Source organism: Brevundimonas sp. 2YAF1 (assembly GCF_052114745.1).
In the GTDB taxonomy this organism is placed as follows: Bacteria; Pseudomonadota; Alphaproteobacteria; order Caulobacterales; family Caulobacteraceae; genus Brevundimonas.
Genome location: NZ_JBFRFI010000005.1, coordinates 32972 through 53829, shown reverse-complemented (window position 1 = coordinate 53829; position 20858 = coordinate 32972). Strand labels below are relative to the sequence as shown.

Annotated in this window: 22 protein-coding genes and 1 tRNA gene; 6 read left to right on the top strand and 17 right to left on the bottom strand. The window is 68.4% G+C overall.

Features of this window, described 5'->3' with window-relative positions:
- Positions 1-5 precede the first annotated feature (5 nt).
- From AB4Y68_RS08325 to AB4Y68_RS08310, 4 genes are all read right to left on the bottom strand, one after another.
- The gene (locus AB4Y68_RS08325) at positions 6-1283 is read right to left on the bottom strand and encodes a DUF418 domain-containing protein (RefSeq protein WP_441455057.1); all 1278 of its coding nucleotides are present in this window, start codon (positions 1281-1283) and stop codon (positions 6-8) included.
- A 68-nt stretch (positions 1284-1351) separates the two neighbouring features.
- A complete protein-coding gene (locus AB4Y68_RS08320) occupies positions 1352-1915 on the bottom strand; it encodes a hypothetical protein (protein WP_441455056.1) in 564 nt (187 codons plus the stop codon).
- The gene (locus AB4Y68_RS08315) at positions 1915-2793 is read right to left on the bottom strand and encodes a 3-hydroxybutyryl-CoA dehydrogenase (RefSeq protein ID WP_441455055.1); all 879 of its coding nucleotides are present in this window, start codon (positions 2791-2793) and stop codon (positions 1915-1917) included. The genes AB4Y68_RS08320 and AB4Y68_RS08315 overlap by 1 nt, the downstream gene beginning before the upstream one ends.
- Before the next feature lie 130 nt (positions 2794-2923).
- Complete coding sequence (locus AB4Y68_RS08310; RefSeq protein ID WP_441455054.1) at positions 2924-3253, bottom strand: YggT family protein; 330 nt, start codon at positions 3251-3253, stop codon at positions 2924-2926.
- A 122-nt stretch (positions 3254-3375) separates the two neighbouring features.
- Here AB4Y68_RS08310 and AB4Y68_RS08305 point away from each other — a divergent pair.
- Both AB4Y68_RS08305 and AB4Y68_RS08300 read left to right on the top strand, forming a co-directional pair.
- Positions 3376-3451: transfer RNA gene (locus AB4Y68_RS08305), tRNA-Ala, on the top strand.
- Between the two features lie 164 nt (positions 3452-3615).
- Positions 3616-4812, top strand: coding sequence for an MFS transporter (locus tag AB4Y68_RS08300; protein WP_441455053.1), 1197 nt, complete (start codon positions 3616-3618; stop codon positions 4810-4812).
- On the opposite strand, the gene AB4Y68_RS08295 is transcribed toward AB4Y68_RS08300, so the two are convergent.
- The 5 genes from AB4Y68_RS08295 to chpT all read right to left on the bottom strand — a co-directional run bounded on the left by AB4Y68_RS08295 (position 4797) and on the right by chpT (position 9827).
- Positions 4797-5819: an NAD-dependent epimerase gene (locus AB4Y68_RS08295; RefSeq protein ID WP_441455052.1), complete on the bottom strand. Its 1023-nt coding sequence runs from the start codon at positions 5817-5819 to the stop codon at positions 4797-4799. The two genes, AB4Y68_RS08300 and AB4Y68_RS08295, sit on opposite strands and share 16 nt — an antisense overlap.
- Before the next feature lie 46 nt (positions 5820-5865).
- Positions 5866-7752, bottom strand: coding sequence for a M28 family peptidase (locus AB4Y68_RS08290; protein ID WP_441455051.1), 1887 nt, complete (start codon positions 7750-7752; stop codon positions 5866-5868).
- Positions 7753-7860: 108 nt separating this feature from the next.
- Positions 7861-8676, bottom strand: coding sequence for a CheR family methyltransferase (locus AB4Y68_RS08285; RefSeq protein ID WP_441455050.1), 816 nt, complete (start codon positions 8674-8676; stop codon positions 7861-7863).
- Complete coding sequence (locus AB4Y68_RS08280; RefSeq protein WP_441455049.1) at positions 8673-9062, bottom strand: response regulator; 390 nt, start codon at positions 9060-9062, stop codon at positions 8673-8675. Before AB4Y68_RS08280 ends, AB4Y68_RS08285 begins: the two co-directional genes overlap by 4 nt.
- Before the next feature lie 78 nt (positions 9063-9140).
- Positions 9141-9827, bottom strand: a complete 687-nt coding sequence (gene chpT / locus AB4Y68_RS08275; RefSeq protein WP_441455047.1) for a histidine phosphotransferase ChpT — start codon at positions 9825-9827, stop codon at positions 9141-9143.
- An 89-nt stretch (positions 9828-9916) separates the two neighbouring features.
- On the opposite strand from chpT, the gene cysQ reads away from it, so the two are divergent.
- Entirely contained in the window at positions 9917-10702 is a 786-nt protein-coding gene (gene cysQ / locus AB4Y68_RS08270) for a 3'(2'),5'-bisphosphate nucleotidase CysQ (protein ID WP_441455046.1), read from the top strand.
- Between the two features lie 11 nt (positions 10703-10713).
- On the opposite strand, the gene AB4Y68_RS08265 is transcribed toward cysQ, so the two are convergent.
- The 5 genes from AB4Y68_RS08265 to map form a co-directional block, all read right to left on the bottom strand.
- On the bottom strand, positions 10714-11574 hold the full coding sequence (locus tag AB4Y68_RS08265; protein WP_441455045.1) for an aldo/keto reductase: 861 nt from the start codon (positions 11572-11574) through the stop codon (positions 10714-10716).
- Positions 11575-11640: 66 nt separating this feature from the next.
- Positions 11641-11883: a BolA/IbaG family iron-sulfur metabolism protein gene (locus AB4Y68_RS08260; protein WP_441455044.1), complete on the bottom strand. Its 243-nt coding sequence runs from the start codon at positions 11881-11883 to the stop codon at positions 11641-11643.
- A gap of 67 nt (positions 11884-11950) precedes the next feature.
- Complete coding sequence (locus AB4Y68_RS08255) at positions 11951-12475, bottom strand: GNAT family N-acetyltransferase (protein WP_441455043.1); 525 nt, start codon at positions 12473-12475, stop codon at positions 11951-11953.
- The gene (gene radC / locus AB4Y68_RS08250; protein ID WP_441455042.1) at positions 12472-13203 is read right to left on the bottom strand and encodes a RadC family protein; all 732 of its coding nucleotides are present in this window, start codon (positions 13201-13203) and stop codon (positions 12472-12474) included. Before radC ends, AB4Y68_RS08255 begins: the two co-directional genes overlap by 4 nt.
- A gap of 26 nt (positions 13204-13229) precedes the next feature.
- The gene (gene map / locus AB4Y68_RS08245; RefSeq protein WP_441455041.1) at positions 13230-14051 is read right to left on the bottom strand and encodes a type I methionyl aminopeptidase; all 822 of its coding nucleotides are present in this window, start codon (positions 14049-14051) and stop codon (positions 13230-13232) included.
- A gap of 136 nt (positions 14052-14187) precedes the next feature.
- Between map and AB4Y68_RS08240 the strand changes: the two genes are divergently transcribed.
- Both AB4Y68_RS08240 and AB4Y68_RS08235 read left to right on the top strand, forming a co-directional pair.
- Positions 14188-14946, top strand: coding sequence for a competence/damage-inducible protein A (locus tag AB4Y68_RS08240; protein WP_441455040.1), 759 nt, complete (start codon positions 14188-14190; stop codon positions 14944-14946).
- Positions 14947-15114: 168 nt separating this feature from the next.
- Positions 15115-16416 carry an OmpP1/FadL family transporter gene (locus AB4Y68_RS08235; RefSeq protein ID WP_441455038.1) on the top strand — a complete coding sequence of 434 codons (1302 nt, stop codon included), beginning with the start codon at positions 15115-15117 and terminating at the stop codon, positions 16414-16416.
- 480 nt (positions 16417-16896) lie between these two features.
- Here AB4Y68_RS08235 and AB4Y68_RS08230 read toward each other — a convergent pair whose 3' ends face one another.
- Both AB4Y68_RS08230 and AB4Y68_RS08225 read right to left on the bottom strand, forming a co-directional pair.
- Positions 16897-18408: a DEAD/DEAH box helicase gene (locus tag AB4Y68_RS08230; RefSeq protein ID WP_441455037.1), complete on the bottom strand. Its 1512-nt coding sequence runs from the start codon at positions 18406-18408 to the stop codon at positions 16897-16899.
- Between the two features lie 407 nt (positions 18409-18815).
- Positions 18816-19469, bottom strand: coding sequence for a DUF1345 domain-containing protein (locus AB4Y68_RS08225; RefSeq protein ID WP_441455036.1), 654 nt, complete (start codon positions 19467-19469; stop codon positions 18816-18818).
- An 87-nt stretch (positions 19470-19556) separates the two neighbouring features.
- On the opposite strand from AB4Y68_RS08225, the gene ku reads away from it, so the two are divergent.
- A complete protein-coding gene (gene ku, locus AB4Y68_RS08220) occupies positions 19557-20396 on the top strand; it encodes a non-homologous end joining protein Ku (RefSeq protein WP_441455035.1) in 840 nt (279 codons plus the stop codon).
- On the opposite strand, the gene AB4Y68_RS08215 is transcribed toward ku, so the two are convergent.
- On the bottom strand, positions 20393-20854 hold the full coding sequence (locus AB4Y68_RS08215) for an isochorismatase family protein (protein ID WP_441455034.1): 462 nt from the start codon (positions 20852-20854) through the stop codon (positions 20393-20395). The two genes, ku and AB4Y68_RS08215, sit on opposite strands and share 4 nt — an antisense overlap.
- Between the last annotated feature and the right edge of the window lie 4 nt (positions 20855-20858).

Below are 20858 nucleotides of genomic sequence, written 5' to 3'. Positions count from 1 at the left end.
CGCGATTAAGCCATCGGCGAACCCGCTGCAACTTGGGCGACGGTTCTGGGCGTACGGCGAAGCGGCAAACGACGCCCGTAAGTGAGGCAGCGCCACAGCCATTCCAGCGGGCCCATGCGGAATCTGGACAGCCACAACGGGGACCAGATCAGTTGCACGGTCCAGACGGCGATGACGATGGCCCATTGCTCGGGGTAATCGACCCGTCCCATCAGGCGCGGCCCCCAGGGCATGTAGAACAAGGTCGACATGATCAGGGTCTGGGTCAGATAGTTGGTGAAGGCCATCTGGCCCACCGGCGCGAAGAGCCGCCGCACCAGGCCGAGGCTGCGGGTGGTCAGCAGGATCAGCCCGCTGGCGTAGGCCAGGGTGACGAGCAGGGGATAGGAGGCGACGACGGCCGCCCAGCCGTCCGTGGCGGCCTTGATGCTCGGCCCGGCCATGGCCTCGCGCCATTCCAGCGCGCCCAGCAGGGCCAGGACGGCGCCGCCGACAGCGATCAGCGCGACATAGACGCGGGTCGGCAGGCGACCAAGGAAGAAGCCGGCCTTGAACAGCCCCATGCCCAGCATCATCAGCGGCACGGTGGCGAACACGTAGCCGAGCAGACTGGCGCCTTGCAGGATGCCCCACGCCTTGAGGTTCTCGATCAGGCCGCCCGGCCAGCCGCTGCGATAGGCGGCGATGCTGGCGGCGACCGCGTCGTCGGCCAGCGCCATGGCGTCGTTGTTCATGGCATCGACGAGCCCGCTGGGGCCGTTGACCGTCAGCCACATCGTCGCCGCCTGAATTGTCGCCAGCGCGAGGGTCGCGCCCGCGCCGATCAGGATCAGGGGGCGGGCCTGCATGGAGCGCATCAGCATCACGAACAGGCCGGACCAGGCATAGAGCAGCAGGATGTCGCCGTACCACAAGGCCGCGCCGTGGATCAGGCCGAACAGCCCCAGCCACAGCAGCCGCCGACGCAGCACCCGACCGCGCGCCGGATCCCGCCGTTCGCCGCCGACCAGCCAGATCGACACCCCGAACAGCATGGAGAACAGGGTGACGAACTTCTGATGGAAGAAGACCTCGACCGTCCAAAGGGCGACCGCCGACGACCCGGTCAGGGGAAAGGGCGACTGCTCCGGCGACATCGCGACTGCCATGGGCAGGGCGAAGGCGGCGGCGTTGACGGCCAGGATGCCCAGCACCGCCACGCCGCGCAGGACGTCCAGAGTGGCGATCCGATCGCGCGCCGCGACCGGCTGAAGCGTCGTCGCGCCTGTCGTCTGATCGGTCATGGCCGCGTTCCCCTTGAGCGGGAGGCTAGGCGGTCTGGCCGAGACGGAACAGTCTCAAATCGCTGAGATCAGCGCAGGCCGTTCTGCATCAGGCCCATGCGGTCCTTGACCGCGGGCGCGGGCACGAAGGCGATGAAGGCTGCGCACAGACCGGCCCACAGGGCGTAGCTGACGCCGACCAGCACCGCGAGCGGCAGACCTGCGACGCCGAAGATCAGCAGGGTGGTCTCCAGCGCGCCCAGGCCCTGGATCAGGCTTTGCGAGGCTATCACCGACAGCAGCGACATGACCAGGGCGATCAGCGTCTGCACCGCGGCGGCCAACAGTCCGCCGAACACCATGAAGCGGCAGATTACGCCCAGGCGGGTCGAGGGTCGGCCAGTGGCGGCGTGGCTGCGCCGCATCAGCCACAGGCCGATCGGGGCGGCGATCAGGCCGATCACCACCAGCACCAGCCGCCAGTCGGTGTCGACGCCCGAGGCCCAGTTCTCGGGCGGCCAGACGGCCAGGGTGACCAGCAGCGGCGGCCAGGCGGCGGCGGCCAGCGCGGCCAGCACGAAGGCCTGCGTGGCGCGGCGCGGCGCGACGCGCTTCAACCCTGGCAGGTCCTCGATCTGGTCGAGACGCGACATCAGCGGGTCGGCACCGGCGTGACGCCGGAATAGTCGTAGAAGCCGCGGCCGCTCTTCTTGCCCAGCCAGCCGGCCTCGACATACTTCACCAGCAGCGGGCAGGGGCGGTACTTGCTGTCGGCCAGACCGTCGTACAGCACGTTCATGATGGCCAGGACCACGTCCAGGCCCATGAAGTCGGCCAGCTCGAGCGGCCCCATCGGGTGGTTGGCGCCCAGTTTCAGCGCCTTGTCGATCGAGGTGACGTTGCCGACGCCTTCGTACAGGACATAGATGGCTTCGTTCATCATCGGCACCAGGATGCGGTTGACGATGAAGGCGGGGAAGTCCTCGGACTCGGTGGTGGTCTTGCCCAGGCTCTCGGCGAAGGCGACCGCGGTCTCATAGGTGGCGGCCGAGGTGGCGATGCCGCGCACGATCTCGACCAGCTTCATCGTCGGCGCCGGCTTCATGAAGTGCAGGCCGATGAAGCGGTCGGGTCGGTCCGTGACCGAGGCCAGGCGGGTGATCGAAATCGACGAGGTGTTGGACGCCAGCAGGGTGTCCGGGCCGAGGTGGGGCAGCAGATCGACGAAGACCGACTTCTTGACCGCTTCGTCCTCGGACGCCGCCTCGATGATCAGGTCGGCCTGGGCCGTCTCCGCCAGGGTGGCGACGGGTCGGATCCGGGCCAGGGCGGCGTCGGCGATGGCCTGGGTCGTCAGGCCGCGCCCGGCGCGGCGCGCCAGGCTGGCAGCGATCTCGCCCTGGGCCAGCGGCACGCGCTCGGCCGACAGGTCGTAGAGTCGCACCTCGTAGCCGCCGATGGCCACCGCCTGGGCGATGCCCGAACCCATTTGTCCGGCGCCGATGACGGCGACTGTCCTGATCGTGGTCATGAATACGCGCAATCTGCGGCCCCGTCGGGACCATTCGCGGGCACCTTAGGAGCCCGCCCGCCGCGCGCAAGGGGCGGAATCGGGCGGGGTCGAGATTCCTCGCCGCCCGTGTCCGCGCCTCAACGCCGCCTCAGTAGGCGCCGACCAGGTTCAGCGCCGCCAGACGCAGCGGCTCCAGCAGAAAGGCTTGAACGCCCTGGATGATCAGCAGGGCCACGATCGGCGTCAGGTCGATGCCGCCGAGCGGCGGGATCACCCGGCGCAGCGGCGCCAGCACCGGGCTGGTGAACCGGTCCAGGAACTCGGCCACCTGGGCCACGAACCGGTTGCGATAGTTGATGACGTCGAAGGCGAACAGCCAACTCAGGATCGCATTGGCGATGATGGCGAACAGCAGCAACTGTAGCAGCGCGCCCAGCACGAAGAAGATGAAGCCGATGACGCCGGCGCCGATGCCCATTGCGGAAATTCCCTTGAAACCCGTTCGCTTCTAGCGGCGCCACGGCCGAACGCCAAGGATTCCTCCGCGACCCGTTGACACTCCCCCGACGCCCCGCTTATCTCCGCCCCTGCCTGTCGGTCGGGGCCGTAGCTCAGTTGGTAGAGCGCGTCGTTCGCAATGACGAGGTCAGGGGTTCGACTCCCCTCGGCTCCACCAAGGCATTCCATAGCAGGCAGTGATCTCAGGCCAGTTTCGCAGCCTTTCCTACGACTCGCGCGATGACGTGTTCGCAAGGTCGTGAACCGGGCGCCAGGTCGGACAGAGCGACGCTCGCCGGGCGATCTGATATTGGTGCGGTCCCGATTTGATCGAGGGCGGCCGTGCTGAAGCGCTTGAAATCGGTTCCTCGCGGGGTATGGGCGCTCGGGTTCGTCTCGATGTTCATGGATATCTCCTCGGAGATGATCCATGCCCTTCTGCCGGTGTTTCTTGTCGGCGCCCTCGGGGCCAGCGCGATGCTGGTCGGGGTGATCGAGGGGGTCGCTGAAGCGACGACGTCGATCGCCAAGCTCTTCTCTGGCTGGCTGAGCGACAGGCTGGGGCGCCGCAAGATGCTTGTGGTCATCGGCTATGGCCTCGCTGCCCTGTCAAAACCCGTGTTCCCGCTCGCCGTCACGCCCTTCGAAGTGCTCGGCGCGAGGTTCGTGGATCGCGTCGGCAAGGGCGTTCGCGACGCACCTAGAGACGCGCTGATCGCTGACCTCGCAGATCCAGAGGCGCGGGGGGCGGCTTACGGGCTGCGGCAATCTCTGGATACCGTCGGCGCCTTCCTTGGCCCCATGACCGCAATCGGCCTGATGGTGATGTTTGCAAACGACATTCGGGCGGTGTTCGCATGGGCGGTCGTTCCGGCGGTGATCGCGGTGATGTTGCTGGTCTTCACGGTGAAGGAGCCGCGAAGCGCGCCGGAATCGGAGCGCGCGCAGACGCCGATCCGCTGGCGTGAGGTGCGCGGGATGGGCGCCGCTTATTGGACGGTCGTCGGCATCGGAAGCGTGTTCACCCTGGCGCGCTTCAGCGAGGCCTTCCTGATCCTGCGCGCTCGGGATGCCGGGCTGGCGGTCGCGCTGGTCCCTCTCGTGCTGGTGATCATGAACATCGTCTACGCTGCTGCGGCCGCGCCGGCGGGAGGGCTGTCCGACCGCATAGGCAGGAAGCGGCTGCTGATCGTGGGCCTGGTCGTGCTGGTCGTCGCCGACGCGGTGTTGGCCATGAACGCCGAGGTTCCCGGCGTGTTCGCGGGCGTGGCGCTCTGGGGGCTTCACATGGGCCTGACGCAAGGGGTGCTGGCGGCGCTCGTCGCCGATGCGGCGCCGATCCGTATGCGGGGCACCGCCTTTGGCGTTTTCAATCTTACGAGCGGCGTCGCTCTGCTGGCGGCCAGCGTGCTCGCCGGCGCCCTGTGGTCCCGCATCGGGGCGCCGGCGACCTTCGCCGCGGGCGGCCTCCTTGCGTTCATCGCCCTGTTCGCGACGCTGGCGTTCCTCCAGCCCGCGCGGGCTCAGTTCTCGCGGTAGAAGTTGCAGTACCAGTCGACGAAATGGCCGACGCCGTCTTCCACGGGGGTGGAGGGGGCGTAGTCGAGGGCGGCCAGGGTGTCGGTGACGTCGGCCTCGGTATTGGCGACGTCGCCGTCCTGCATGGGCATGAGGTTCAGCTTGGCCTTGCGGCCCAGTTTCTGCTCCAGCACCTCGATGTAGCGCATCAGGGCGACGGGGCGGCCCGCGCCCAGGTTGAGGATGCGCCAGGGGGCGACGCCGCTGGTGGCCGGGTTGGGGGCCTTGGCGTCCCAGGTCGGGTCGATGGCGGCGGGGCGATCCAGGGCCGCGACCACGCCGGTGACGATGTCGTCGACGTAGGTGAAGTCGCGCGACATCTTGCCTTCGCCATACACGTCGATCGGCTCGTCCTTGAGGATGGCGCGGGTGAATTTGAACAGGGCCATGTCCGGGCGGCCCCACGGTCCATAGACGGTGAAGAAGCGCAGGCCCGTGGCCGGGAAGCCGAACAGGTGGGCGTAGGAATGGGCCATGGCCTCATTGGCCAGCTTGGTCGCCGCATAGACGGTCAGCGGATGGTCGGCCGGGTCGCGCACCGAAAAGGGCAGGGCGGCGTTGGCGCCGAACACCGAGCTGGTCGAGGCGAAGACGAGGTTGGCAGCCTTCACCGCGCGGCAGCCCTCGAGGATGCTGAGGAAGCCGACGACGTTGGAATCCACATAGGTCTCGGGCGCTTCGAGGCTGTAGCGGACCCCGGCCTGGGCGGCGAGGTGGACGACGCGGCGCGGTTTGTGCTCGGCGAAGAGGGCGGCGACGCCGGCGCGGTCGGCCAGATCCAGCGTGTGGTGGCGGTAGGCGGGCCAGGCCTGAAGCTGAGCCAGACGGGCCTGCTTCAGCGCCGGGTCGTAGTAGGCGTTGAGGTTGTCGAGGCCGATGACCGTCTCGCCGCGCTCCAGCAGCCGCCGGGCGGTGTGGAAGCCGATGAAGCCGGCGGAGCCGGTGACGAGGACGGGATCGTTGGACATGAGGGTGCGATAGACGTTCGGACGAGGTTTCGCCAGCGGTGGGCGATCAGGGCAGGGCCTCGGCCACGGCGGGCGTCGGCTCGGCGAAGCGGGCGGCGAGGCTGAGGCCGCAGGCGAGGATCAGGCAGGCGGCCGCCCCGATCAACACCGGACGGGTCGCGCCGACGGGCGGGTCGAGCGGGCGCAGGAACAGCAGGACCAGCAGGCCGATCAGGGCCAGGGCGCCGGGCAGGTCCATGCCGATGCCGAGGAAGACGAAATGGCCCAGTCCCATCAGCCAGGCGCCGCCCACGACGCCGGCTACGGCGGGCGGGGTCAGGCTGGCGGGCCGGGTCAGGTCAGGGCAGATCAGGGCGGACAGGGCCGCCGCTGTCGCCGCCAGCAAGGCGGGCCAGACGAACAGGAGGGCGGCCTCGGGCGCTGCGCTCTGGACGATGCAGCCGAGCAGGAAGGCGAGGGCGATCAGGCCGAGCCAGCCGCCCCAGGTCGAGGTCGGCGCCTTGAGCGGCCACAGCGACAGGGCGGCGGCGACCAGGCCTGCGCCGAGCATGACCGGGCTGAAGCCGCCGATCAGCAGGACCAGAAGGGTCAGGACGGCGACGACCCCGGCGACCGTTCGTGGACGCGGACGGCGTGCGCCGGTGAGGAACAGCAAGACCAGGGCGAGGATGGCCAGAACCGCGCCCGCCTCCATCCACGGCAGGCGGCGCAGCAGGACGTAATAGGTTTCGGACGAGATGTGGCGGGTGACGACGGGCCCGGCCAGCAGGCGCACAGCCTGGGCCAGCACCAGTCCGGCGGACAGGAACCATAACCCGTCCAGCAGGCCGCGAGCGACCTGTCCGGCGGTCAGGCCGACAGCGCGGCGGGCGCGCCAGGCGGCGAAACCGCCGAACAGGGCGGTCAGCCCCAGCAGGGCCCAGCCGGTCGCCGCCGAATGGCTGAGCATCAGGCGGCCGAAGACGTCGGCATAGACTTTGTTGGGTCCCTTGGCGGGCAGGGCCGGCGCGCGCAGCAGGGCGTCGGCGGCTTCCAGGGCTTGCGATCCGATGTGCTGCAGTCCGCCCCGGTCGAGGTTGGCGGGGACAGCGTCGGCCGAATGGTACTGGGCCGGGCGGCCGATGAAGGCGAAGTTCAGCCCGCCGATTCCGCGATCCTTGGGGATGGTGAAATCGGTGCCGTTGGGCATCCGCTCGTACATGAAGACGGCCAGGGAGGTGGCGGTGGTCCCGCCGTCGGCACGGTCGGCGGCGCGGCGGAACAGATCTATGGTCGGGCCGGCCTCGCGCCCGGTCTCGAACATGGCGGCGCGACCGCCGCCGCCGCGAGCCTCCAGATTGACTACGGCGCCGATGTGGTCGCGCAGCGGATGGCCGCCGAAGAAGATGCGCGCGCCGTCGAGATTCAGCTCCTCGGCGTCGGTCAGCAGGACGATCAGGTCGCGCTCGGCCGGACCGCGCGCCTCGATGGCGCGGACAGCCTCCAGCACGGCGCCGACGCCGGTGGAATCGTCGGCCGCGCCGGGCGAGCCGACCACGGTGTCATAGTGGGCCATCAGCATGACGGCGGGTTGGCTGCGATCCTTGCCGGGCAGGACGCCGATCAGGTTGATCGCCTGATTGTTCGCCGCGTCGGGATCGCCGCCCGCCTTCTTCAGGCGCTGGATCGAACCCGGCGACAGCGGCCCGGACTGTTCCTGCGGCGACAGGCCCAGCTGGGTCATGCGCGCGGTCAGATAGGCGCGGACGCGGTCGTGTTCGGGCGACCCGACCGGATGCGGGGCGCGGGCGATCTGTTCGACGTCGGTCATGGCCCGCGCGGCCGAGAAGGCGGCGGCGGGCGCGTCTATCGCCGCGGGCTTGGGGACCTGAGTGGTCAGGACGGCGAGGCCCAGCGCCAGCGCCAGCGATCCGAACAGCAGAGCCAGCCGCATAGGTGTGATCCTCCCCGATCCCAGGGGGCAGTAGGGCCGAGCCGCGGCCGGATGGCAAGCGGGCGACGACGGGTCTCTTCACGCCGCCTTTGTATTCAGCCTGAACGCCTAGGCCGCGCGGCGCAGGGCGGCGGGCGCCTTGACATAGAGGCCGGGGCGTCCGGCCACGGGACGGAAGGCGATGCTGTCGCCTTCAGGGCGTTCGTCCACGCCGAGGAAGAGGCAGCCGTCGTCGACCAACCGCCGCTCCAGCCCGTCCAGCACGCGCGCGCGCCGCGCGGGCTCCAGATCGCCGAGCACATGGCGGCAGAAGATGACGTCGAAGCGGCCGTCGTCGGCGGGCTCGTCCAGCAGATTGGCGCGTTCGAACCTCACGGCGGCGCGCAGTTCGGGGCGGGCGCGCCATTGATCGTCGGCCTGTTCGAACCAGCGCAGCATGGTCCGGGCCGACAGGCCGCGCTGAATCTCGAACGAGGTGTAGAGGCCCGAGGCCGCCTTTTCGACGGACAGGCGCGACAGGTCGGTGGCGAGGATCTCGACGTCGGCGCTGTTTTCAAGCGCAGCGATGGCCAGCGAATAGGCTTCCTGGCCGGTCGAGGCCCCGGCGGACCACAGCCGCACCTTGCTGCCGGGACGGGCGGCCGTCAGGGCGGGCATCAGTTCGCGGGCGAAGATGTCGAAGACGGCGCGGTCGCGGCGGAACCAGGTCTCGCCGTTCAGCAGGACCTCGATCACCGCCCAGCCGAGCGAGGCGACAGGCTTGCTCCACAGCGACGACAGCATGGCCTCCACGTTGTGATAGCCCTCGCGCCGGGCGACCGGACCCAGCCGGTGTTCGGCCAGATGCATCCGGTCACGCGTCAGCCGGAAGCCGGCGCGTGTCGCCAGCAAGGTCTGAAGGCGATCAAAATCTTCCGGCGTCATGACGGCGACTGCACAGCTCCCACTTCGGCGAGTTTGGATTGCAGGATCTCGCCGTCGAAAGGCTTCATAACATAATCGTCGGCCCCCGCGGACAGGGCTTCGGCGATCCGGTCGGCGCGGGTCTCGATGGTGCAGAACAGCACCTTGGGCGCGCGGCCGCCGGGCAGGTCGCGCAGGCGACGCAGGAAGGTCAGGCCGTCCATCACCGGCATCTGCCAGTCCAGCAGCACCACATGGGGCAGGGCGCTCATGCAGTAGGTCAGGGCCTCGGAGCCGTCGGCGGCTTCGTCCACCTCGAAGCCCAGGCTCTCGAGGATGCGGCGCGCGACCTTGCGGATGATCCGGCTGTCATCGACGATCAGGCAGGTTCTGGGGTCCAAGGGCATCGTCCCGTTAGGCGTGAACGGCGAACCTTGTTCGCGTCATGATGGCTGGCGGTAACGCACGGTTGGAACCGTGTAAACTCAAGCCGGCGCGTGGGCCGGCATGCGGGCGACCAGGCTGACGCGACCGTCTTGGCTCGCCAGGTCCAGCCTCCCGCCCGCCTCGCGCACCGTCAGCCATAGCCAGTAGGGCTGGATCCATTGCCCCGCCAGGCCCTCGGTCAGCCGCTCGCCCTTCAGGCCGACCACGGCCTCGGCCTTGAGCCGGGCACGCGCGCCCTCGGCCGAGCCGATCAGCAGGACAGCGCCGTCTTCGCGCCGCGCGGTGATGGTCGCGGTTCCGCCTGTCGGCAGGGCCGCCAGGGTCATCCAGGCCAGATTGATCAGGGCGCGGGCCTCGGGCTTGGAAAAGACCTCGCCGTTCATGCGCCAGTCCAGGGTCGCGCGCCCACCCTCGGTCAGGCCGGCGACCAGACCATGCAGTTCGGCGGCGGTGAATTGTTCGCTGGTCGTGGCGGCGCCGAAGGCCACGCGGGCGAAGTGGACCAGGGCCACCATCTTCCCGGCGCTCTGGCGGATCAGGCCCATGGCGTCGTCGCGCATGTCTTGGGCGGTCGGGTCCTCCAGCAGGTCGAGACCCGACATGATGGCGCCCGCCGGACTGATGAAGTCATGGCACAGCTTGCCCGCGATAAAGGCGGCCAGGTCGGCGCCGTCGACTGGCAGGTCGGTGACGGAGAGGTCGGCGGAGAGGTCGGTAAAGGTCATCGCTCGGACGGTCTGCAATCGGGAATGGTTAAGGCTGACCTGATTTGCCGGTTCGTGAAACCGGGCGCATGGGCTATCGGGGACGGAACATGACGCACTCCATCGAGACCGACCTCGCTTCCGGCGCCCTCGCCGAGATCATCGCCGACATCGCCGAGGAGGCCGCGCGCGTCATCCTGCCCTTCTGGCGTGTCGGCACGGCGGTCGAGACCAAGTCCGACGCCAGCCCGGTGACCGAGGCCGACCGCGCCGCCGAGGTTCTGATTCTGAAGCGTCTGGCCGAACATTGGCCCGAGGTGCAGGCCGTGGCCGAGGAGGCGGTGGCCGCCGACGGCGCCCCGGCTTCGGTCGACGACTGGTTCTGGCTGATCGATCCGCTGGACGGCACCAAGGGCTTTATCCAGGGCCGCGAGAGCTTCACCGTCAACATCGCCCTGATCCATGGCGACGCTCCGGTCGCGGGCGTGGTGACGGCTCCGGCGTCGAGCGTCACCTGGGCCTCGACGGCTCCCGGCAAGGGGGCCGTGCGGCGCGCTTTCGGCGAGGCCTGGCGGCCGATCAAGGTGCGCGATCGCCCGGCCGAGGGCATCGCCCTGCTGAGCCACAGCGTGACCGACGAGGAGGCCGCGCGTTTGGCGGCCCGCCACGGCTGCAGCCAGTGGCAGGGGACGGATTCCTCGCTGAAATTCTGCCTCATTGCCGAGGGGCGTTTCGACGCCTATCCGCGCACCGGACCGACGTCCGAATGGGACACGGCGGCGGGACAGGCGGTGCTGGAGGCCGCAGGCGGCCGGGTGCTGGGGTCGGACGGGGCGCGGCTGGCCTACGGCAAGCCGGGCTTCCTCAACGGCCCGTTCGTGGCGATGGGCGGCTAGAAGACGGGGCGTTAGGCTGCCGCCGACGCCGACCCCACGCGCGCCATTTCGATCTGGGCCGACAGGCCGGGCGGCAGGTCGCGCTCGGGCACGGCGGCCAGGGCCTCCATCCGCTCGGGATTGATGGCGCGGACCAGCACGCTGGCGATGGCCGGATCGGTCAGGGTGAAGGCCAGGCAGATGTCTTCGGCGTTCCAGTTCGGCGTCTGGTGCAGGAAGGCGAAGGAGCCGGCGTTGGCCAGGCCTGTCTCCGCCGCCTTGCCGCCGAAGCCGAACAGCCCCTTCTTCTTGGGGGCCGCGCCCGCGCCGGCGGCCTTGCGCTCTGTCGACAGGCTTTCGGGGAAGTAGTCGTAGGTGAAGATGGCCATGTCGCGTTCGCGCGCGGCCCGCATCCGCGAGCGGATGCGCCATTCGACATTGGCGTGGAACGGCGTGAACAGGACGTCGAACGCCCCGGTCGAGACATAGATGTCCATCACCGGGTCGTCGCCCGACACCCCCAGCAGCCGCACCTGACCCGCCTTGCGCAGTGCCTTGAGGGCGATCAGCGAGGCCTGGGGCAGTTCGTCGTCGGCGGGTTGGTCCAGCACGGCCAGATCGAACCAGTCCAGGCCCGAGGCGTGCAGCGCCTGGTCGAAGGAACGGCTCAGCGCCTCGGCGGAGAAGTCGCGGAAGCCCTGCCGGCGGCCGTCGCCGACGCCCAGGGTCATGCTCACGCAGACCAGCCGCCGCTCGACATGGCCCAGGGCCTCGCCGACGATCTCGGCCAGCGCCGGGTCGGCGTTCTCGAGGTGGTAGCTGTTCACTCCGGCTTCCAGCGCGGTGAAGATCAGTTCCTTGAGGGCGGCCGGACCACGCGCGAGCGCGTCCACGCCTAAGCTTAGGGTCAGGCCTGAGACCGCTGCGCCGGAGGAGCCGAACGGGCGATAGCGCATCGGTCAGACCACCTCGGCCGGGGCCGAGGTCTCCAGGGCCAGGGCGTGTAGTTCACCGCCCATCTGCCCTTTCAGGGCGCCGTAGACCAACTGGTGCTGGCGCACGCGCGGCAGGCCCTTGAAGGCTGTCGAGACGATCCGGGCGCGATAGTGATCGCCGTCGCCGGCCAGATCCTCGATGGCGATGTCCGCATCGGGAAAGGCCTCGACCAGATGGGCGCGCAGGACGTCGGCGGACATGGGCATGGGGGCTACTCTCGAAACACGCGGGACAAGTCTGAACGGTAAACCTTAATGAGGGGCGCCGGGTCTGTCAGCCCGCGACCGTGCGCGGGCGTTCGAACAGGGTGACGGTCGAGCCCTTGTAGTCGGCCTCGGCGTAGGGGCGATAGCCGACCCGCTGGGCCAGCTTCACCGACGGCATATTGTCGGGCGAAATCATGCAGACGGTGCGCGGCTCCAGCCGATAGGCGTCGGTCCAGACCAGGGCGGCCTGCAAGGCTTCCTGCGCCAGGCCCTGGCCCTGGAAGGCAGGGGCGACGCCCCAGCCCAGTTCCGGCGCGTCGAACGGCGGATCCATCTCGCGGCGGTAGTCCAGAACGCCGACGCTGCCGACATAGGCCTGCGTCGCCGTCTCGCGGATCGACCAGTTGCCGTAACCCTTGGCCTGCCAGTGGCCGAGGTCCCGCAGGCAGCGGAACCAGACCTCTTCCTCGGACAGGCCGCGCCCCATGATGTGGCGGGTGAAGGCCTCGTCGGCCCACAGGGCGACCAGGTCGTCCATGTCGCTGGCGGCGACGGGGCTCAGGGTCAGGCGGTCGGTGGTCAGGATGGTCACATCAAACCCAATTGCTTGAAACTGGCCACGCCTTCGCGGCCGACGATGAGGTGGTCGTGCACCTGGACGGACAGGGAGCGGGCGGCCTCGACCACCTGTTGGGTCATGTCGATGTCGGCGCGGCTGGGGGTCGGGTCGCCCGAGGGGTGGTTGTGGACGATGATCATGGCGCTGGCCGACAACTCCAGCGCCCGGCGGACCACTTCGCGTGGATAGACGGGGGCGTGGTCCACCGTGCCCCGGTTCTGGATCTCGTCGAGGATCAACTGGTTCTTCTTGTCGAGGTAGAGGACGCGGAACTGTTCGCGCGGTTCGTGCTGCAGCGACAGCCGGACATAGGCCAGCAGCGCCGTCCACGACGAGATGACGGTGCGCTTGTTGGCCTCTTCCTTGGTCACGCGGCGCGAGACCTCGTGCAGGGCCGCCAAGTCCAGGGCGGTCTCGGCGCCGACCCCCTTGGAACGACCGCGCGTGTCCTCGGAGCGGACGGTCATCAGGTCCTCGACCGAGGCGGCCAGGACGGCGGCCAACGATCCGAAGCGGGTCAGCAGGGCCTTGGCGATCGGTTTGACGTCGCCCTGCGGCTGGCTGCGGAACAGGAAGAGCTCGAGCAGTTCATAGTCGGGCAGGTGGTGGAGGCCCGCGCCGCGCGCGCGTTCGCGCAGCCGTTCGCGATGACCGGCGTGGTGCGGTTTCGACTTTGGTTCTTCCGGCGGTTGATCGAGCATCAGCCTCCCCCGAAGGGGAGACTAACTCAGAATTTCGGGCGGAACAGGCCCTTCGGCGAGGCGGAGAAGATTTCCAGTCCGTCTTCCGTCACCCCGATGGTGTGTTCGCACTGGGCCGATAGCGACTTGTCGCGGGTCACGGCGGTCCAGCCGTCGGACAGGACCTTCACCGCCGGCTTGCCCAGGTTCACCATCGGCTCGACGGTGAAGAACATGCCCGGCTTGAGCACGGCCCCCTCGCCGCGACGGCCGTAGTGCAGGACATTGGGGCTGTCGTGGAAGATGCGGCCGATGCCGTGGCCGCAGAAGTCGCGGACCACGCTCATGCGCTGGGCCTCGACGAATTTCTGGATGGCGTAGCCGATATCGCCGAAGGTGGCGCCCGGCTTGACCTGGGCCAGGCCCAGTTCCAGGGCGTCATAGGTGACGTCGATCAGCTTCTTGGAGCGGGCGTTGATCTCGCCCACCGGATACATGCGGCTGCTGTCGCCGTGCCAGCCGTCGACGATGACGGTGTGGTCGATGTTGACGATGTCGCCGTCCTTCAGAACCTTGTCGCCGGGAATGCCGTGGCAGACGACGTGGTTGATCGAGGTGCAGACCGTCCGGGTGTAGCCCTTGTAGCCGAGGCAGGCGGGCACGCCGCCGCGTTCCAGCGTGAACTCGCGCACCAGATCGTCCAGTTCGCCGGTGGTGACGCCCGGCTTCACGTGCTCGCCGATCATGTCCAGCGCCTCGGCCACCAGGCGGCCGGCCTTGCGCATGCCCTCGAAGGCCTCCGCGTCGTGGATGCGGATCTCGTGGCTGCGGACGAAGGCGTCGTTATCCAGGTCGGGGGTCTCGTACATGATCTACTTTCGGGCGCGCCGACGCTGGGGGAGTGGCGCTGTGGCTTTGAGAGTCAGATGGCGAGCCTAGCACAAAAGCTCAACCCCGTCAGGCGGCGGCGATGACGCGGGGGCAGGCGGCGCCTATCTGAAGCCGATGACCGCTCAATCCGCCCCCACCGCTGCGGTCCTGATCATCGGCGACGAAATCCTGTCCGGCCGGACCCAGGACGTGAACCTCAACACCCTCGCCCGCTTCCTGGCGGCGCTGGGGATCGACCTGGAGGAGGCGCGTACGGTTGGCGACCGGCAGGACCGGATCGTCGGGGCGCTGAACGCCCTGCGCGCGACCCATGACTATGTCTTCACCACGGGCGGCATCGGGCCGACGCACGACGACATCACGGCGGACGCCGTGGGGGCGGCCTTCGGCGTGGCGGTGCGGGAGCATCCCGAGGCGCTGGCGATCCTGGAACGGCGCTACGGCCCGGGCGAGTTTAACGCCGCGCGGCGGCGCATGGCCCGCATTCCCGAAGGCGGGACGCTGATCGCCAATCCGGTCACCGACGCGCCGGGCTTCCAGATCGGCAACGTCTTCGTCATGGCCGGCGTGCCCAAGATCATGACGGCCATGCTGCAGGACGTGGCGCCCCGCCTGCGCACCGGGGCGGTGGTTCACGCCCGCACGATCCGCGTCGTCGGCGTGGGCGAAAGCGCGATCGCCGATGTTCTGAGGGCCGCCGCCGACGCCCGGCCGGACCTCTCGTTCGGCAGCTATCCGTTCGGCCTCGGGACCGACGGGGAGGTCGGTACCCAACTGGTGATCCGTGGTCGCGATGTGGCGGAAGTTGACGCTGCGGCACACGATTTTTCTCAAGAACTTCGTTCTTTAGGTATTGAAATTGCCGTAGCCTAATCTCTCAAAGGTTTGAAGTTGTGCGATTTCGCCGCCACGCTTTTGCCGATTTGCGGTCCGACAGGGGCCACGCATGCAACGCTTTCTCGACGTGAACGCTAAGCTTGCGTCCCTCCCCGACAACGGCTCGCCGCATGGACGACGGGCTGGCGCAATAGGTGAACAGAAATGACTCCCAGGACGATCGGCCGCCTTGGCGGCCTGACCCTGACCTCGGTCCTGATGGCCGGCGTCGCCGCCCCGGCCTTGGCCGGCTCCTTCTATCTGCAGGAACAGTCGGTGCGGGGCGCCGGTCGGGCCTATTCCGGCGAAGCCGCTGATCGCGGCGTCGCCTCCCTGTGGTGGAACCCCGCCGCCATCGCCCGCAGCGGCCGAGAACTCTATGTCGGCGCCCATGGGCTCAAGATCGACTCGACCGTCGACAACGCCGGTTCGACCATCACCTATCCGGGCGGAACCACCTTGCCGGTGCAGGGGCTGGGCCACAACATCGACCCGATCGAGAGCGGCCTGGCGCCGAATTTCGCCATCGCGACCCCGATCGGCGACCGGTTCGCCGTCGCCTTCGCCCTGGCCGCGCCCTACAATTTCACCACCAAGTACAATGCCGCCTCCTTCGCTCGCTACGACGCCCTGACGTCGAAGTTGCGCACGGTGGACGCGGGGCTGACGGCGGCGATGCAGGTCACGGACTGGCTGGACGTCGGCGCCGGTTTCAACGCCCAGCACGTCAAGGCCAAGCTGACCTCGGCCCTGCCCAACCTGTCGCCCCTGCTGCCGGACGGCGCCAATTCTCTGGAAGGCGACGGCTGGGACTATGGCTGGAACGTCGGCGCCCAAGCCCACAAGGGGCCGTGGGATTTCGGTCTGAGCTATCGGTCGAAGATCAAGCACGAACTGGACGGCGACGTCGTCATTTCGGGCCTGCTGGGTCCGCTGGCGGGCGCCAACGTCGCCACCCGGGGGACGGCCAGCTTCACCACGCCGTGGTTCGCCTCGGCCTCGGTGCGCTATGCCGTCAGCGACAAGTTGACCCTGAACGCCCAGGTCAACCGCATCGGCTGGAGCGAGTTCCAGTCCATCGACGTCGCCTTTCCGGGCGGCGGCGACTCGATCCCGCAGAACTACAAGGATGTGACCACGGGCGCGATCGGGGCCGACTACGCCCTGAACGACAAGGTCACCCTGCGCGCGGGCGTCGGCTATGATCCGACCCCGACCCGCGACAGTCTGCGCACGGCCCGTATCCCGGACGCCAACCGTTGGCTGTTCTCGGCGGGCGGCACCGCCGAGGTGCGTGACGGCCTGAAAGTCGACGCCGGCCTGACCTATATCGCCTTCAGCGACAGCCAGATCTTCGACGACCGCACCTTCTATGCAGGCACGCCGGCGGCGACGACCTCGCACCTGCGCGGCGGCGCCAAGGGTTCGGCCGTGGTCGCCTCGGTGGGCGCGCGCTGGGCCTTCTGATCCCGCGACGCGGCTGACATGGAAACGGCGGCTTCCTCGCGGGAGCCGCCGTTTTTCGTGGGCGGGATTGCACGGCGCCGCAAAAAAACAGTGCAATTGGTGCAATCCGGGGCGGCGGGAGGGCCGGCCTGGGCGGAGAAGTCTCTGGGGCGGGAGGTCTGGGCGGTCATGCGCGAAGTCTAGGCGCGAGATGGACCTCGGCGAGCAAAGCGGTCTGAAACGAGCCTAGGGCGTTGTTTTTGTGGAAGGGGCGATGCGAGGTTCGCAGGGGATGGCGGGGCTTTCGTCCGATTCCGTGGAGAGGTGGCGCGATAGCGCCGTGGCGGAGGGGCGTCTCGTCGGTTGAGGGCGGCCCCTCCACCGCTACGCGGTCCCCCTTCCCACAGAGTGGGGAGGAAAGAGAGCGAAGGCGGCCGAAATGAAAAACGCCGGGCTCTCGAGGAGAGCCCGGCGCTTCAGTCTTGTCGCTGATCCGCGGGATCAGCTTTGTGAGTAGCCCTTGCCGCCGTTCGACGGGCGGCGGCTGCGCGGACGACGCGGCATTTCACCGACGGGCTTGGGCTCGGCCGAAGGCGCCGCGCGGGGCGACGATTTCGGACGTTCGCCGGCCATCGGATCATAGGTCGCGGCCGGACGCTCGGCGTGGTGGGTGCGGTCGCGGCCCGGTCCCGGCTTGCGCTGACGATGCGGCTGACCGCCGCCCTCCGGCTTGACGCCGTCGCGACGCGGGTTGCGGCTGCGGTTCTGGCCACGGCCTTCGCCGCCGCCACGTCCGCCGCGCTCTTCACGGTCGGGCAGGGTGGCCTTCTGCTTGACGCCGGCGGCCATGATCGAGGCGTCGAGCATGCCCAGGGCCTTGTCGTTGCGGCGGTCGATGGCCGGGATCTTCTGACGCGTGACCTTTTCGATGTCCTTGAGCAGCTTCATCTCGTCGCCGGCGACGAAGCTGATGGCCGTGCCGTCGGCGCCCGCGCGGGCCGTACGGCCGATGCGGTGGACGTAGGCTTCCGGCACGAAGGGCAGCTCGAAGTTCACCACGTGGGTGACCTTGTCCACGTCGATGCCGCGGGCGGCGATGTCGGTGGCGACCAGGACGCGCAGCTTGCCCTGTTTGAAGGCTTCCAGAGCGCGTTCGCGTTGCGACTGGCTCTTGTTGCCGTGGATGGCGCCGGCTTCGACGCCGCCGGCTTCCAGATAGGCCGCGACCTTGTCGGCGCCGTGCTTGGTCTTGGTGAAGACCAGGCAGCGCGTATAGGCGGGGTCAGAGAAGAGTTCGGTCAGCAGGGCGCGCTTGCGGCCTTGCTCGATGTGGACGACCGACTGCTTGATGCGCTCGACCGTGGTGGCCTGAGGCGTGACCTGGACCTTGACCGGATCCTTCAGCAGCTCGCCGGCCAGCTTGCCGATCTCCGACGGCATGGTGGCCGAGAAGAACAGGTTCTGGCGCTTGGCCGGGATGCGGCTGACGATCTGACGGATGGGCTTGATGAAGCCGAGGTCCAGCATCTGGTCGGCTTCGTCGAGGACGAAGATTTCCGTCGACGACAGGTCCAGCGTCTTCTGCTGCAGGTGGTCCAGCAGGCGGCCGGGGGCGGCGACCAGGATGTCGAGGCCCTGTTGCAGCGCGCGTTCCTGCGGGCCGTACTTCACGCCGCCGAAGATGACGGCGACGCGGAAGCCCAGGTGGGCGCCGTACTGCTTGAAGCTGTCGGCGATCTGGCTGGCCAGTTCACGGGTGGGCGACAGGATCAGGCAGCGCGTGGTGCGCGGCTTGGGCGCGATGCGGTTCTCGGCCAGGCGATGCAGGATCGGCAGGGCGAAGGCCGCGGTCTTGCCGGTGCCGGTCTGGGCGATGCCCAGCAGGTCCTTGCCCAGCATGACGTCAGGGATGGCCTTGGCCTGGATCGGCGTCGGCTTTTCATAGCCGGTCGAAGCCAGCGCCTGGAGGAGGGCCTTGTTCAGGCCCATGGATTCAAAAGTGATATTGCTCACGGAGCGTCTTTCGCTTGCGGCGAAGCGCATTCCTGATGCGTGCGGTCGGAAGGCTCCGCCTTCTCGACTCGACGCACGCTAGGAGAGACGCCTCGCCAATCCCGATAGAGCTTCGGAATGAAGCCGTCGGGGTGGATCGGGGCGCCGCCCCGCGTGTCCGGACGACGTAATGACTCTGAGGTCTTGCCAGCTGCGTCTGCAATCAGGTCTTCGCAGAGGAAGACCCACACGCGTTGCAGGAAGCCGGCCATCGCATGGTGCGATGCAGCGCAGATGGGCCTCAATAACGGCCAAGTCAAGGCGATGAGCCGGAAACCCTAGAGCCGGGTCGGGTGAATCAAGCTCCAGGCATGATGCTGGAGCAAATATCTGAGTTTGGACGCGATCGCGTCCAAACCGATTTCGCTCTAGAGCAGGTTGACCGCCAGATTGACCGCCAGGGCCACGATCACCGTGTTGAACAGGAAGGCCATCAGGCTGTGCAGGGTGGCGATCCGACGCTGGCGCTTGCCGGAGATTTGGATGTCGGCGGTCTGGGCGGCGACGCCGATGACGAGGGCGAAATGCAGGAAGTCCCAGTAGTCGGGCAGTTCGTCGCCAGGGAACATCAACCCGCCCCGGTCGCTGCGGTCGGCCTCGGCCGGACCGTAGAATTCGTGGGCGTAATGCAGGGCGAAGATGACCTGAACGAACAGCCAGGACACGACGATGGTCGACATCGAGAAGAGGGCGGCGCTGAGCGACGGATGCGTCGAGCGGCCCGTCGCCTCGACCACCACCACGGCCACGCTGGCGGCGGCGGCCAGCAGGCTGAGCGGCAGGACGGCGGCGCCCGCCTGATCCATCCGCGCGGCGCGGGCGCGGATGGCCTCGATCGAACGAGTGCGTCTGATGCGGAGCAGGGTCAGGCTCAGAAAGGCCAGAGCCCCGGCGTCCCAGCCGGCGGCGACCTGCAACGGCCAGTCCCAGCGCGCGGGCGACAGCAGCACGCCCGCCACGACCACGATCAACGCCAGCATGAGGGCGGAGTGCAGGCGGAACAGGCGGCGCAGGAAGCTCATGCGATGATGATTACGCGGTTCCTTGGCGAGCGATAGAGGCTGAACGAAGCCGCGGGGCGGACGTTCTGCAGGCTGGAGGACGAAGTCATGGCCGCGCGACCGACCTGGCAGGGACATCTGAAACTGTCTTTGGTGACCTGTCCGGTCGCCCTCTACACCGCCACGACCAGCGCCAGCGACGTGCGCTTTCACCTGATCAATCCGGCCACCAACAACCGCATCCGCATGGTGACGACGGACCCGGACACGGGGCCGGTCGAGCGGTCCGATCTGGTCAAGGGTTATGAGGTGTCGAAGGACGAATACGTCCTGTTCGACGAGGCCGACTTCGACAAGGTGAGGCTGGAAAGCACGCGCACCATCGCCATCGACCAGTTCGTCGACGAGGCGGATATCGACCGTCTGTACTGGGACGATCCCTTCTATGTCGTGCCGGAAAAAGGCGTCGGGGTCGAAGCCTTCGCCGTGATCCGCGAGGCGATGAAGGCGGCGGGCAAGGTCGCCCTGGGCCAGTTGGTCCTGCGCGGCAAGGAGCGGCAACTGGCGCTGGAGGTCCACGGCAGGGGGCTGGTCGCCTACACCCTTCGCGCCCACGACGAGGTGCGCGCCGCCGACGACTTCTTCGACGACATCCCTGAGGTGAAGGCCGATCCCGACATGGTCGAGATCGCCGCCCGCATCATCGGCCAGAAGGAGGCGGGCTTCGATCCGACCCGCTTCCACGACCGCTACGACGAGGCCCTGCGCGAGATGATCGCCGCCAAGGCCAAGGGCGGCAAGGGCGTGGTCGCCGCGCCCGAGCCGGACGACACCAACGTCATCGACCTGATGGCGGCGCTGAAGGCCAGTCTGAAGGGGACGCCCTCGAACTCGACCTCGGCCAAGCCGGCCGCGAAGAAGGCGCCGCCGAAGAAGAAGGCGGGCTAGAGATCCTGGCTGCTGACCACATGCCTGAAGTGGTGGCGCCACAGCCGGGCGCCCAGTTCGCCCGACCGGTCCAGCGACGAGCCGACGGTCAGGTCGCTGATCAGGGTGGGGGTCAGCCCCGCGTCGAACAGGGCGAAACCGGCGGCCAGGACGCAGGTGTCGGTCTGGATGCCGCAGACCAGCACCCGCTCCGGGTTCAGCGCCTTCAGATGCACCACCGTCTCGGGCGTCGGCGCATAGCCGTGCTTCACATGGATCACGTCGGCGGCGATCAGACTGTCGTCGTCGGGGCCGGGGGCCCAGCCGAGCTGGCGCTGGAAGGGGGTGACAGCCTCGTCGTGGCGCTCGACCGTGGCGACCGAGGGCATGGTCCCGATCAGCCGGTTGATCCCCTCGATCAGCCATTTCGGCGGGCTGAAGCTGGGCTGGACGTCGATGATCAGAAGGGCCTGGCGCATTGAT